This window comes from Staphylococcus sp. 11-B-312, from assembly GCF_016743055.1.
Taxonomy (GTDB): Bacteria; Bacillota; Bacilli; order Staphylococcales; family Staphylococcaceae; genus Staphylococcus; species Staphylococcus ureilyticus.
This window is the reverse complement of the sequence record NZ_CP068241.1, coordinates 1,605,114-1,618,716: the sequence shown is the minus strand read 5'-3', so window position 1 is coordinate 1,618,716 and position 13,603 is coordinate 1,605,114. Positions and strand designations below refer to the sequence as shown.

Here is a 13,603-nt window from a genome sequence, read left to right as displayed (position 1 = left end):
ATATTTTTCAGAGATAAATCTCATTTAGGAGGTCCAGTGTTTTGGATAATGATCGTCAAAAAGCTTTAGATACAGTAATTAAAAATATGGAAAAATCATTTGGTAAAGGTGCAGTAATGAAACTTGGTGATAATGAAGCACGTAAAGTTTCTAGTGTATCAAGTGGTTCGGTAACACTAGATAACGCATTAGGAGTTGGTGGTTACCCTAAAGGTAGAATCATAGAAATATATGGGCCAGAAAGTTCTGGTAAAACAACAGTTGCATTACATGCCATAGCCGAGGTACAAAAAAATGGTGGTATCGCTGCATTTATTGATGCTGAACATGCTTTAGACCCTGTTTATGCAGAAGCATTAGGTGTTGATATTCAAAACTTATACTTATCTCAACCAGATCATGGTGAGCAAGGTTTAGAAATCGCTGAAGCATTTGTTAGAAGTGGTGCGGTTGATATCGTCGTTGTCGACTCAGTAGCTGCGTTAACACCGAAGGCTGAAATTGAAGGCGAAATGGGCGATACACATGTCGGTTTACAAGCACGTTTAATGTCACAAGCATTACGTAAATTGTCTGGTGCTATTTCTAAATCAAATACAACTGCTGTATTTATAAACCAAATTCGTGAAAAAGTTGGCGTTATGTTTGGTAATCCTGAAACGACACCAGGTGGACGTGCATTAAAATTCTATAGTTCTGTACGTTTAGAAGTTCGTCGTGCTGAACAGTTGAAACAAGGTCAAGAAATTGTTGGTAACAGAACAAAAATCAAAGTGGTAAAAAACAAAGTAGCACCTCCATTTAGAGTGGCTGAAGTTGATATGATGTACGGAAAAGGTATCTCTAAAGAAGGAGAGCTCATAGACCTTGGTGTAGAAAATGAAATCGTTAATAAATCGGGTGCTTGGTATTCATATAATGGTGAGCGTATGGGTCAAGGTAAAGAAAACGTTAAATTATATTTAAAAGAAAATCCAAAAGTTAAACAAGAAATCGATCAGAAATTGCGAGAAAAACTTGGTATTTTTGATGGTGACGTAGATGAAAAAGAGGAAGAAGATGCACCAGCTACACTTTTTGATGAAAAAGATGAGTAACTTATAATTTAAATTAAAATATAATAGTTTTCCTTATAAAATAAGTATGTATTTATAAATACATACTTATTTTTTTGTGATTGCATATAGGTTCAAAATTATTAAATAAAAATTTTTATGATGAAAAAACAACAAGAAATAAGCAATAGCAGTAACTGTAACTATTTTAATGTAAAAGAAGCTATTCAAATATTTAATTAATGTAGTTGCACACCTTGACACTTCTTAGTTTGAAACCGTACAATTACATTGTATGATTCTTATATAACTTCATATAATCATATTGAATTTGATATACAGAGCAAAATCCTAGAAAAAGGGGGTGTTTGTGTGAATTTATTAAACCTCCTACTCATTTTGCTAGGTATTATTCTCGGAGTTGTTGTAGGGTATATTATTGCCCGAAATATATTGCATCAAAAGCAATTACAAGCAAGACAAACTGCAGAAGATATTATCGAACATGGTAATAAAGAAGCAGAGAATATTAAGAAGGAAAAGCTCCTTGAAGCTAAAGAAGAGAATCAAATCTTAAAAGAGCAAAGTGAAAATGAACTTCGTGAAAGACGCGGTGATCTTCAAAGGCAAGAAGCACGACTTCTTCAAAAAGAAGAAAACTTAGAGCGAAAATCTGATCTTTTAGATAAAAAGGATGAGATTTTAGAGCAAAAAGAGTCTAAACTTGAAGAACGACAACAACAAGTAGATGCAAAAGAGAGTAGTGTTCAGTCATTAATAAATAAGCATGAACAAGAATTAGAACGCATCTCTGGTCTCACTCAAGAAGAAGCTGCTAACGAACAACTTCAAAGAGTCGAGGAAGAATTGTCACATGATATTGCAATACTTGTTAAGGAAAAAGAGAAAGAAGCAAAAGAAGCAGTCGATAAAAATGCAAAAGAATTATTAGCAACTACTGTACAACGGTTAGCTGCAGAGCATACTTCAGAATCTACAGTATCAGTTGTTAATTTACCAAATGACGAAATGAAAGGTCGAATTATTGGTAGAGAAGGTAGAAATATAAGAACGTTAGAAACGTTAACTGGTATTGATTTAATTATAGATGATACACCAGAAGCAGTTATTCTATCAGGTTTTGACCCAATTAGACGCGAAATTGCAAGAACTGCATTAGTAAATCTTGTTTCAGATGGACGTATCCATCCTGGAAGAATTGAAGATATGGTTGAAAAAGCTCGAAAAGAAGTTGACGATATTATAAGAGATGCTGGTGAACAAGCAACATTTGAAATTAATGTGCATAATATGCATCCAGATTTAGTTAAAATTCTAGGTCGTTTACAATATCGTACTAGCTATGGTCAAAATGTGTTAAAACATTCTATAGAGGTTGCCCATTTAAGCGGCATGTTAGCGGCTGAATTAGGAGAAGATGTTACATTGGCCAAACGTGCTGGACTACTTCATGATGTTGGTAAAGCTATCGACCATGAAGTTGAAGGCAGTCACGTTGAAATTGGTGTAGAATTAGCTAAAAAATACGCTGAAAGTGAAACAGTATTAAATGCTATACATTCACATCACGGTGATGTAGAACCAACTTCTATTATTTCTATATTAGTTGCAGCAGCAGATGCACTATCAGCTGCAAGACCAGGTGCTCGTAAAGAGACCCTAGAAAATTATATTAGAAGGTTAGAAAGACTAGAAACACTCTCAGAAAGTTATGATGGTGTTGAAAAAGCATTTGCAATCCAAGCTGGTAGAGAAATTCGAGTTATCGTATCACCAGAAACTATCGACGACTTAAAGTCACACCGCTTAGCAAGAGATATTAAGAGTCAGATTGAAGATGAACTTCAATATCCTGGCCATATAAAAGTGACAGTTGTTCGTGAGACTAGAGCAATTGAATACGCAAAATAATAAATAAGAACTTAATTAAGTTACGGAATAACTGCTAGTAGAGATGTAAAATTTTACTAGCAGTTATTTTTAGTTTGTAAAACCGATATTATTAAGAAGTATAGTTAAAGTAAAAATACATTGTGGTTAACTTCACCCTTTTTCGATTTAACATATTTCACTCGTAACAGCTGACACTTGGATTGGATAGAATGATTTATTTGTGAGAGCTATTGCAAGATCGGATTATGTAAACCATATTACAGCACAATCACACTCGTACATGCTTTAATTCAAAAGACTAGGTTAGAAATCTGGAAAAAAACAAAGGAGTCTAGGATGAACAATAATGTTCCCCAGACTCCTTTGTTTTGAAACTAAACACTATACTTCAGTCTCTTTTATTACTGTGAATTACGTTAAGTTATTTTAATTCTAAATCTACTTTACTTAATTCTTTAATTACTTCGGCAGTGTCATAACAATTCGTGGAGATATTGGCATATCTTTCAGCAAGTCTATAAGCATTGATATATAACTCCAAGCTATCTTTAGCAATCTCCTCCGGATTGTCACTATTTGAAGGGTTTGCAGAAACAACTAAATCAGCAAAATGTTGTGGATCAATATTAATTGACATATCTTACATACAACTCCTATTTTTTTGAAATGATACATAACTATAATATAAATATTACCACCAATCATAAATTTAAAACAAAGTAATGTTTATGAATATTTATTAAAGAGTCTTTTCATCATCGCTAATTTCAATTAAACTAACAGTAAGAGAGGATGACACGTAAATGAGAATTTTATTTATTGGGGATATTGTTGGTAAAATAGGTAGAGAAGCTATTGCAAACTATTTGCCTAAGCTAAAACAAACTTATAAACCTACGGTTACAATCGTAAATGCAGAAAACGCAGCACATGGTAAAGGTTTGACTGAAAAAATATACAAATCTTTATTAAGAGAAGGCGTTGATTTTATGACAATGGGTAATCATACATATGGTCAACGACAAATTTATGATTTTATAGAAAATGCCAATCGTATGGTTCGCCCGGCCAATTTTCCAGATGAAGCACCTGGTGTTGGTATGCGCTACATTCAAATTAACGAAATCAAATTGGCTATCATTAATTTACAGGGACGAGCATTTATGCAAGATATTGATGATCCATTTAAAAAAGCTGATGCGTTAGTAACTGAAGCAAAAAAAGAAACAGATTATGTCTTTGTTGACTTTCATGCTGAGACGACTTCAGAAAAAAATGCAATGGGATGGTATTTAGATAATAGAGTTAGTGCTGTTGTCGGCACGCATACACATATCCAAACTTCAGATGAAAGAATATTACCTGGAGGCACAGGATATATAACAGATGTAGGTATGACAGGATACTATGATGGTATTCTTGGTATTAATCGTGAAGAGGTGATTACGCGTTTTATCACAAGCTTACCACAAAGACATGTTGTTCCTGACGAAGGTCGTAGTGTATTATCAGGTGTGATTATAGATTTAAATAAAGATGGTAAAACAAAACGTATCGAACGTATTCTTATCAATGATGACCATCCTTTTAAATAATCGTCCATTAGTATGAATTTTAAAATAAACCGCTCTTTTCATAGTAAAAGCGTGGTTTGTTTTGGTATGATGAAATATGAATTATTATAACCACTAGGAGGCTAGATGATATGAAATCTCAAGTATCATGGAAAGTGGGCGGACAACAAGGGGAAGGCATCGAATCAACAGGTGAAATCTTTGCCACTGCTATGAACCGTAAAGGATACTACTTATATGGGTATCGTCATTTTTCAAGTAGAATCAAAGGCGGTCATACAAATAATAAAATTAGAGTATCAACATCACCAGTACATGCAATTAGTGATGATTTAGATATATTAATCGCATTTGATCAAGAAACAATTGAAGTGAACCACCATGAGATGCGTAAAGACAGTGTGATTATTGTTGATAGTAAAGCTAAACCAGAAAAACCTGAACATTGTGACGCACAATTGGTTGCGCTACCTTTTACTGCAACTGCGAAAGAATTAGGCACTACTTTAATGAAAAATATGGTCGCGGTTGGAGCGACATGTGCAGTAATGAACTTAGACATTTCAGATTTTGAGACACTTATCACCAATATGTTTACTAAAAAAGGTGATAAAGTTGTAGAAATGAATATTGAAGCATTGAATGAAGGTTACCGTTTAATGAACGAACAATTAAGTCATATTGATGGTGATTTTGTTTTAGAAAAAACAGAAGGCACACCACATCTATATATGATTGGTAATGATGCGATAGGTCTAGGTGCGTTGTCGGCTGGTTCTCGATTTATGGCAGCTTACCCTATTACACCAGCATCTGAAATCATGGAATATATGATTGAAAATTTACCCAAAGTTGGGGGTACTGTTGTACAAACTGAAGATGAAATCGCTGCGGCAAATATGGCAATAGGCTCTAACTATGCTGGTGTACGTGCATTTACAGCGAGCGCTGGTCCTGGTCTTTCACTCATGATGGAAGCAATTGGCCTTTCTGGTATGACGGAAACGCCATTTGTTGTAATCAATACACAACGCGGCGGTCCGTCCACTGGATTGCCTACCAAGCAAGAACAATCAGACCTTATGCAAATGATCTACGGAACGCATGGCGATATACCTAAAATAGTTGTAGCACCAACAGATGCTGAAGATGCATTTTACCTTACGATAGAAGCTTTCAATCTTGCTGAAATGTATCAATGCCCGGTCATTATTTTAAGTGATTTACAATTGTCATTAGGCAAACAAACTGTAGAATCATTAGATTATAATAAAATTGAAATAAACCGAGGAGAAACGATTCAATCGGATATAGAAAGAGATGAAGATGATAAAACATACTTCAAACGATATGCGTTGACTGAAAGTGGGGTCTCTCCAAGACCAATCCCTGGAGTTAAAGGGGGCATCCACCATGTCACAGGTGTGGAACATAATGAAGAAGGTAAGACAAGTGAAGCAGCTGATAACAGACAACAGCAAATGGATAAACGGATGCGAAAAACAGAACATCTATTGATCAATCAACCTGTAGAAAATAATGCAGTCCATGATGAAGCAGATATACTTTATTTAGGTTTCATCTCTACAAAAGGTGCGATTCAAGAAGGTAAAGAAAGGTTAGAGCAACAAGGATTGAAGGTTAATCATTTACAAATCAGACAACTACATCCTTTCCCAAGCAAAACGATACAAGAAGCGGTTGATAAAGCTTCAAAAGTTGTCGTTGTGGAACATAACTATCAAGGACAACTTTCTAATATATTAAAAATGAATGTGAACGTTGGGGATAAATTAATTAATCAAACGAAATATGATGGTACGCCATTCTTACCAAATGAAATAGAAGCCAAAGGATTAGAAATTGCCAAAAATTTAAAGGAGTTGGTATAAGTGGCAACATTTAAAGATTTTAGAAATAATGTGAAGCCCAATTGGTGCCCAGGTTGTGGAGATTTCTCTGTTCAAGCAGCTATTCAAAAAGCAGCTGCAAATGTTGGGCTAGAACCTGAAGAAGTTGCAATTATAACAGGTATCGGGTGTTCAGGCCGCTTATCAGGTTATGTTAATTCATACGGTGTACATGGGATCCATGGTCGTTCATTACCATTAGCACAAGGCGTGAAAATGGCTAATAAAGACTTGACCGTAATTGCCTCTGGTGGTGATGGTGATGGGTATGCGATTGGTATGGGACATACGATCCATGCGTTGCGTAGAAATATGAACATGACATATATAGTGATGGATAATCAAATCTATGGTTTAACTAAAGGACAAACATCACCTTCATCAGCACAAGGTTTTGTGACTAAATCTACGCCTAAAGGTAATATTGAGAAAAATGTTGCGCCATTAGAACTTGCGTTGTCTTCAGGTGCTACATTTGTTGCACAAGGTTTTTCTAGTGATATTAAAGGATTAACTAAAATGTTGGAAGATGCAATTAACCATGACGGTTTTTCATTTGTTAACGTATTCTCTCCATGTGTAACATATAATAAAGTCAACACTTATGATTGGTTTAAAGAAAATCTTACAAGTATTGATGAAATTGAAGATTTTGATGCGACCGACAAACAAAAAGCTACTCAAAAGGTTTTAGAGTATAATTCATTACTTAAAGGCATTGTATATCAAGACACGGAAACACCTTCTTATGAATCTCAAATTGAAGAAATAGAAGGTACAGCATTAGCCAATAAAGATATTCACCTTGATGAACAACAATTTAAAGACTTAACAAAGCAGTTTGTATAAGCGTTTATCTACTTAAATAAGAATCAATAGCGTAAAATAACTAGCTGATCACAAAAGATGATTTTCATAGAAAAAATCATTGTTTTATATTTGTGAATCAGCTAGTTTTATATTTATATACGAAAAATGGAAGGTTAGAGAGATATGGTTGATTACTTTGAAACAATGACGGAATTATTAACTTACACAAATGAAGATAAAGATTGGGAAATTCAAACGTGTGAAAGAGATTCACCAGTACTTATTACTGCTGTCCATGGCGGTGCTATAGAAAGAGGAACTACTGAAGTTGCACAACATTTAAGTGAAACAGGTAATTATAGTTTTTATAGTTTTAAAGGTGTAAGAAAAAATAAAAACAATGAACTTCATGTAACTTCAATTCATTTTGATGAGCCAAAATTACAAAAGATTGTGACTGAACATGCTCAAGTTATATCTATACATGGTTGCATGGGTAAGAAAAATGAAGTGTATATCGGTGGTAGAGATAAAGCACTAATTACGCGGATAAAACAAACGTTAAATGAAACAGGAATCGTTACAAAGGATGCACCTTCTCATATTTCTGGTAAACAACAGGATAACTTTGTGAATTGTGGTCAAAAAGGTATGGGGGTACAGTTAGAATTGACTGTTAACTTTAGGAAGCATTGTTTTGTTAATAAAAAATTTAATTTAAATGACCGAGAAAATCGTTCGAACTGGTCAACCTATTTAGAAGCGTTTTCAAAAGCAATGATTAAAGCAATCAATAATCAGTAATAGTTAACTGTCAATATTGAGTTAATAAATTATCAAAAACTTAACAGTGACTTAAAATAATGGACGCTAAAATGTGGTATACAAAAAGTGTACATATAAAATAGAGGGGGATAATCAATGGCTGATCGATTTAAATCTATGACGGAATTAATGCAGCTAACAGAGGAAAATACGGATTGGATTATTAATTCAATTGACCGAAATAGCAACGTTATCATAACTGCAATTCATGGCGGAGCAATAGAACCTGCTACTACCGAATTGGCGGAATTAACAGCTGAAAAAGGTGGTTTTGACTACTTTACGTTTAAAGCAATTAGAACAAAAGGTAATGCAGAATTACATGTGACGTCCAGAAATTATGATGAACCTAAATTAATGAAAATGATTGCAAATAATCAATATGCCATCGCGATACATGGTTGTAAAGGTGAAGATGAAATTGTTTATATGGGTGGTAAGGATGAGCAATTAATGGATGAGATGACGGCAGAATTTGAAAAAATAGGGATAATTGTCAGACAAGCCCCGTCACATATGTCTGGTGCGCATGATGACAATATTGTAAATTGCTGTAAAACTGAGAAAGGTGTCCAACTCGAGTTAACCTCAGGAATAAGAAAGAAATTGTTTGAAAATGAACGTTATAATAAAAAAAGTAGAGAGAACAGTAGTAACTGGGCTCAGTTTATGTATGATTTTGCAGATGCAATTATTAATGCTACTAAAAATTTAGTGTAATATTGAAAAAGAAAAACAAATAAGTTATTATAGATTTATTATATCTATAATAGGAAGATGATAAATTTATGAAATTTTCAAAAGCGACTGATTATGCTTTACATGCACTGTTATTTATGATTAATAATCAAGGTGATCAAAAAAAGATTCCTGTACAAGACTTAGCATCAGTTTTAGGTGTTTCTACAACTTATTTATCAAAAGTAATGACACGTTTAGTTAAGCGTAATATCATTTCTGCTAGTAGTGGTGCTAAAGGCGGATATCAATTAAAGAATGGATGGGATTCAGTATCTATCTATGAAGTCATTGTTACGATAGATGGGGAGCAAAGTTTATTAGAAGACACTTTTAATCATGATGAAGGCTGTCCTATCAAAGCTATAATGGAAGATGCTGAAACAACTTTGGTAACAACTTTGAAGCAAAAGAAACTATCGAGTCTGCTAAAACCTGTAGTTAAATAATTTTATAGTATAGAAATAGCAAAGCATAAACTATTTCTATACACTTTTTTAAAACTATTATAGATATTAAAAGTCTTTAATAGACGTGTAATTAAAAGGAGTGGAATGATGGAATATGAAGTAATTGTCATAGGCGGTGGCCCAGCAGGTATGAGCGCTGCATTGAATTTTGGTAGAGGAATGATGCATACATTAGTCATTGATGAAGATAAACCACGAAATAAAGTTACTCAATTATCACATGGTTATTTAACGCAAGATGGTATTTCGCCACAAAAATTTAAACAACAAGCTATAGAAGATGTATCCAAATACAAAGATGTATCCATAGTGAATGCAAGGGTCGTAGATATTATACAAATTGAATCCGGATTTAAAGTATCAACAGCATCAAAATCCTATACAGCCAAGCAAATACTTGTTGCTACAGGTGTTAGAGAACATTTACCTAAAATAAATAATATTGAATCCTTTTACGGTAAAACGGTATTTTATTGTCCTTGGTGTGATGGCTTTGAAATGAAACATACTCAATTAGGCGTATTTTACTCTGATAAAGATGTAATACACATTGTTAAATTATTGAGAAATTTTTCGAAAAAAATCACTGTATTTACTAATGGTATTGAAACGTTAGAGCCAGAGGCAATTAAATTTTTAGAACAACATCATATTGAGGTCTGTTCAACAACGATCAAAAAACTATTAGGAGAGCAGGGACAATTAAAAGGAGTCGAATTAGAAGATGGTAGTGTCATAAAAATAGAAGGTGCATTTACACAAATGGGGTGGGATACCGAATTCAATTTTCTAAATAATATATTGTTAGAACGTGATGAACAGGGCAAAATCAAATCATCACCATATGGAGAAACAAATATTAATGGATTATATGTAACTGGAGAGACTAAGGACAATTTTCCTAGCCAATTAATCGATGCGGCTTCAAATGGTGGTAACGTTGCTAAAAATATGATGATGTCACTTATAAACGAAACCTATCAATAAATAAACAAAGCTTTCGATTTCTATACCTTAAGTTAATGTTTTGGTAAACTGAAGGTAAGTAAAATTTAAGGGGTTGAACAAGTATGAATGATACTTTAATGAGTGTACAAATTATTCCTAAAACTGCTAATGGTGAAGATGTTATACCTTACGTAGATGAAGCAATTCAAGTGATCGATGATTCTGGTTTGGAATATCGCGTTGGACCTTTAGAAACAACTGTACAAGGTGAGATGAATGAATGTTTAATATTAATCCAAAAGCTTAATGAGCGAATGGTAGAACTAGAAATACCAAGTACTATCAGTCAAGTGAAATTTTATCATGTTCCAGAAGGTATAACGATTGAAACATTAACTGGAAAATATGATGAAATCTAAGTAGTTTTCTTGTAAGGTATTGCATTATGATAGTGTAAAATTGAAATTAAAGTCATAACTATAAGGTACATCGTTTATTTAATAAATGTTATTAAATGATACGTAAGTGCCTTATTTTTGTATCATTATTTTATTAAAAATGTTTGTTATTGGACAAAGTATATTTAATCAAGATGGTTTTTATTGTAAAATGTACTTTTGAAATCAACATTCATTATTGTAGATGACTTTTGCACTTTATTGCTAAATTTAATATAATGAAATAATGATTATAGATAAAGTTATAGAACTTTGAACGACTCGATTGTAAAACAGCGAGATAAGATCTATTTTAATGCGTTTGTTCATAGTTTTTATGATATAGAAAGGGTTTTGTTAGCGTGAATGAAGAACAAAGAAAGCAAACTTCTATAGATGTTTTGGCCGAGCGCGATAAGAAGACAAAAGATTATAGTAAGTATTTTGAGCATGTATACCAACCACCAAGTTTAAAAGAAGCACGTAAACGTGGTAAAGAAGAAGTACATTATAACCGTGATTTTCAAATCGATGAAAAATATCGTGGTATGGGTAAAGGTAAAACATTTTTAATAAAAACATATGGTTGCCAAATGAATGCACATGATACAGAAGTAATGGCAGGTATTTTAAGTGCTTTAGGTTATCAGCCAACAGAAGAAATCGATGAAGCGGATGTTATTTTAATTAACACTTGTGCAATTCGTGAAAATGCAGAGAATAAAGTGTTTAGCGAGATTGGCAATTTAAAACACTTGAAAAAAGAAAAACCTGAAACAGTTATTGGTGTTTGCGGTTGTATGTCTCAAGAAGAATCAGTCGTGAATAAAATATTAAAATCATATCAAAATGTGGATATGATTTTTGGTACGCATAATATACACAGACTGCCTGAAATACTCGAAGAAGCTTATCTCTCAAAAGCAATGGTGATAGAAGTTTGGTCTAAAGAAGGCGATGTAATTGAAAATTTACCTAAAGTCAGAAAAGGTAATATAAAAGCATGGGTTAATATCATGTATGGTTGTGACAAATTCTGTACATACTGTATTGTGCCATTTACACGAGGTAAAGAGCGAAGTAGAAGACCACAAGATATTATAGACGAAGTTAGAGATTTAGCTCGTCAAGGATATCAAGAAGTTACACTATTAGGTCAAAATGTTAATTCATATGGTAAAGATATTGATGGATTAGAATATGGACTTGGCGACTTGCTAGAAGATATTTCGAAAATAGAAATTCCTAGAGTACGTTTCACTACGAGTCACCCATGGGATTTCACCGATCGTATGATAGAAGTGATTGCTAACGGTGGAAACATCGTTCCACATGTACATTTGCCCGTACAATCAGGAAATAATGCTGTTCTTAAAATTATGGGACGTAAATATACGAGAGAAAGCTATCTAGATTTAGTCAATCGTATTAAGTCAAAAATACCTGATGTTGCTTTAACAACAGATATTATCGTAGGCTATCCAAATGAAACAGCAGAACAATTTGAAGAAACATTGACTTTATATGATGAAGTAGCATTTGAACATGCATATACGTATATTTATTCTCAAAGAGATGGCACGCCAGCAGCTAAAATGAAAGATAATGTACCATTAGAGGAAAAAAAGTCAAGATTACAACAGTTAAATAAAAAAGTAGCCTATTATTCTGAACAAGCTATGGCACAATATGAAGGCCAAACAGTACAAGTTCTTTGTGAAGGTGCTAGTAAGAAAGATGATACTGTACTTGCAGGTTATACGAATAAAAATAAACTAGTTAATTTTAAAGCACCTAAAGAAATGATTGGAAAGATTGTTGATGTAAAAGTTGATGAAGCTAAACAGTTTTCATTGAATGGTACGTTTTTAGGCGTTAGTGAAAAAGCAGTGGTGACACAATAATGTATGAAAAAGATGAAATATTGGCAGAGGCAGATAAACTCAGTCAACGTATTCAATCATTAGACACTGTTAAAGAATATCAAGCGATTGAACAGCAAATTCATCAAAATAAAAATATTGAAACACGTATGAAAGACTTGAAAAAAACGCAGAAACAGTCTGTTAATTTACAAAATTATGGTAAACAGCAGGCACTGCGTCAGTCTGAAGATAAAATTCAAGATATCGAGCAAAACCTCAATATTATACCTATTGTTGAAGAATTTAGAGAATCACAAGCAGAGGCAAATGACTTATTGCAAATGATGATTAGTACGATGTCAAACCGTTTAAATGAAATTCAACAAGATAAAGATTAATGCATAATCCATATGTAGAAAGGAAATGAGCAATATGAAAACAAGAAAATTAACACTGACTGCGATATTGATTGCAATAAATGTAGTGTTAAGTAGCATTGTTGTTATACCACTTGGGCCTATCAAAGCGGCGCCTATACAACATTTAATCAATGTGATATGTGCGGTATTTGTGGGGCCTTGGTTTGGTCTGGCACAAGCGTTTATTTCTTCGCTGTTAAGAATGGTGTTTGGTACCGGTAGTTTCTTTGCATTTCCTGGAAGTATGGTAGGTGTATTATTAGCAAGTGGTTTTTACTTTTATCGCAAGCATATTTTTATGGCAGCAATCGGTGAAGTTATAGGTACAGGCATCATTGGTAGTATTATGTGTATACCATTAGCCTGGGTATTAGGTTTTGCTAACTTTGCTGTCAAGCCTTTAATGATTGCTTTTATTGCTTCAAGTGTGATTGGTGCAATGATTAGTTATGTTATTTTAATGGTTATGAAAAGAAAAGGCATCTTAAAACGATTCTTATAAATATGAAAAGGTTAAGTTTCATTACTTTTAACATATCAATGATTTAATTATAATGTGGATTTGTAATTAACTAATTGTATGTGCAAATGAAGCTTAATCTTTTTTATTTTATAAATATCATTCATCAAGTAGTTAA

General features: G+C 33.3%; 14 protein-coding genes. 13 read left to right on the top strand and 1 reads right to left on the bottom strand.

Annotation, left to right across the window (positions count from 1 at the left end):
* Positions 1–41 precede the first annotated feature (41 nt).
* Both recA and rny read left to right on the top strand, forming a co-directional pair.
* Positions 42–1,097 carry a recombinase RecA gene (recA, locus tag JG554_RS07755; protein WP_046208611.1) on the top strand — a complete coding sequence of 352 codons (1,056 nt, stop codon included), beginning with the start codon at positions 42–44 and terminating at the stop codon, positions 1,095–1,097.
* Between the two features lie 330 nt (positions 1,098–1,427).
* A complete protein-coding gene (gene rny / locus JG554_RS07750; RefSeq protein WP_019468711.1) occupies positions 1,428–2,987 on the top strand; it encodes a ribonuclease Y in 1,560 nt (519 codons plus the stop codon).
* Between the two features lie 403 nt (positions 2,988–3,390).
* On the opposite strand, the gene JG554_RS07745 is transcribed toward rny, so the two are convergent.
* Positions 3,391–3,606, bottom strand: coding sequence for a hypothetical protein (locus JG554_RS07745; protein ID WP_046208610.1), 216 nt, complete (start codon positions 3,604–3,606; stop codon positions 3,391–3,393).
* A gap of 166 nt (positions 3,607–3,772) precedes the next feature.
* On the opposite strand from JG554_RS07745, the gene JG554_RS07740 reads away from it, so the two are divergent.
* The 11 genes from JG554_RS07740 (at position 3,773) to thiW (ending at position 13,467) form a co-directional block, all read left to right on the top strand.
* A complete protein-coding gene (locus JG554_RS07740; RefSeq protein ID WP_107360235.1) occupies positions 3,773–4,564 on the top strand; it encodes a TIGR00282 family metallophosphoesterase in 792 nt (263 codons plus the stop codon).
* 110 nt (positions 4,565–4,674) lie between these two features.
* Positions 4,675–6,435, top strand: a complete 1,761-nt coding sequence (locus JG554_RS07735) for a 2-oxoacid:acceptor oxidoreductase subunit alpha (RefSeq protein ID WP_107360236.1) — start codon at positions 4,675–4,677, stop codon at positions 6,433–6,435.
* Positions 6,436–7,302 carry a 2-oxoacid:ferredoxin oxidoreductase subunit beta gene (locus JG554_RS07730; protein ID WP_064209024.1) on the top strand — a complete coding sequence of 289 codons (867 nt, stop codon included), beginning with the start codon at positions 6,436–6,438 and terminating at the stop codon, positions 7,300–7,302. It begins immediately after the preceding gene.
* Between the two features lie 144 nt (positions 7,303–7,446).
* Complete coding sequence (locus JG554_RS07725; protein WP_107360237.1) at positions 7,447–8,067, top strand: poly-gamma-glutamate hydrolase family protein; 621 nt, start codon at positions 7,447–7,449, stop codon at positions 8,065–8,067.
* Positions 8,068–8,184: 117 nt separating this feature from the next.
* On the top strand, positions 8,185–8,808 hold the full coding sequence (locus tag JG554_RS07720) for a poly-gamma-glutamate hydrolase family protein (protein ID WP_107360238.1): 624 nt from the start codon (positions 8,185–8,187) through the stop codon (positions 8,806–8,808).
* 68 nt (positions 8,809–8,876) lie between these two features.
* Entirely contained in the window at positions 8,877–9,275 is a 399-nt protein-coding gene (locus tag JG554_RS07715; RefSeq protein WP_064209022.1) for an RrF2 family transcriptional regulator, read from the top strand.
* A 108-nt stretch (positions 9,276–9,383) separates the two neighbouring features.
* Positions 9,384–10,283 carry an NAD(P)/FAD-dependent oxidoreductase gene (locus JG554_RS07710; protein ID WP_070658451.1) on the top strand — a complete coding sequence of 300 codons (900 nt, stop codon included), beginning with the start codon at positions 9,384–9,386 and terminating at the stop codon, positions 10,281–10,283.
* Positions 10,284–10,366: 83 nt separating this feature from the next.
* Positions 10,367–10,663, top strand: coding sequence for a thiamine-binding protein (locus tag JG554_RS07705; RefSeq protein WP_046208602.1), 297 nt, complete (start codon positions 10,367–10,369; stop codon positions 10,661–10,663).
* A gap of 380 nt (positions 10,664–11,043) precedes the next feature.
* Entirely contained in the window at positions 11,044–12,585 is a 1,542-nt protein-coding gene (gene miaB, locus JG554_RS07700) for a tRNA (N6-isopentenyl adenosine(37)-C2)-methylthiotransferase MiaB (RefSeq protein ID WP_203265224.1), read from the top strand.
* Positions 12,585–12,944 carry a YlbF/YmcA family competence regulator gene (locus JG554_RS07695; RefSeq protein WP_046208600.1) on the top strand — a complete coding sequence of 120 codons (360 nt, stop codon included), beginning with the start codon at positions 12,585–12,587 and terminating at the stop codon, positions 12,942–12,944. The genes miaB and JG554_RS07695 overlap by 1 nt, the downstream gene beginning before the upstream one ends.
* Positions 12,945–12,978: 34 nt before the next feature.
* Positions 12,979–13,467, top strand: a complete 489-nt coding sequence (gene thiW, locus JG554_RS07690; RefSeq protein WP_046208599.1) for an energy coupling factor transporter S component ThiW — start codon at positions 12,979–12,981, stop codon at positions 13,465–13,467.
* Positions 13,468–13,603: the final 136 nt, after the last annotated feature.

What these genes read in the sequence shown, in the direction of transcription:
- JG554_RS07710 (WP_070658451.1), top strand. Translation starts at nt 9,384, where the DNA reads ATGGAATATGAAGTAATTGTCATAGGCGGTGGCCCAGCAGGTATGAGC.
- JG554_RS07695 (WP_046208600.1), top strand. Translation starts at nt 12,585, where the DNA reads ATGTATGAAAAAGATGAAATATTGGCAGAGGCAGATAAACTCAGTCAA.
- JG554_RS07715 (WP_064209022.1), top strand. Translation starts at nt 8,877, where the DNA reads ATGAAATTTTCAAAAGCGACTGATTATGCTTTACATGCACTGTTATTT.
- thiW (WP_046208599.1), top strand. Translation starts at nt 12,979, where the DNA reads ATGAAAACAAGAAAATTAACACTGACTGCGATATTGATTGCAATAAAT.
- JG554_RS07720 (WP_107360238.1), top strand. Translation starts at nt 8,185, where the DNA reads ATGGCTGATCGATTTAAATCTATGACGGAATTAATGCAGCTAACAGAG.
- JG554_RS07740 (WP_107360235.1), top strand. Translation starts at nt 3,773, where the DNA reads ATGAGAATTTTATTTATTGGGGATATTGTTGGTAAAATAGGTAGAGAA.
- JG554_RS07735 (WP_107360236.1), top strand. Translation starts at nt 4,675, where the DNA reads ATGAAATCTCAAGTATCATGGAAAGTGGGCGGACAACAAGGGGAAGGC.
- JG554_RS07725 (WP_107360237.1), top strand. Translation starts at nt 7,447, where the DNA reads ATGGTTGATTACTTTGAAACAATGACGGAATTATTAACTTACACAAAT.
- JG554_RS07705 (WP_046208602.1), top strand. Translation starts at nt 10,367, where the DNA reads ATGAATGATACTTTAATGAGTGTACAAATTATTCCTAAAACTGCTAAT.
- JG554_RS07745 (WP_046208610.1), bottom strand. Translation starts at nt 3,606, where the DNA reads ATGTCAATTAATATTGATCCACAACATTTTGCTGATTTAGTTGTTTCT.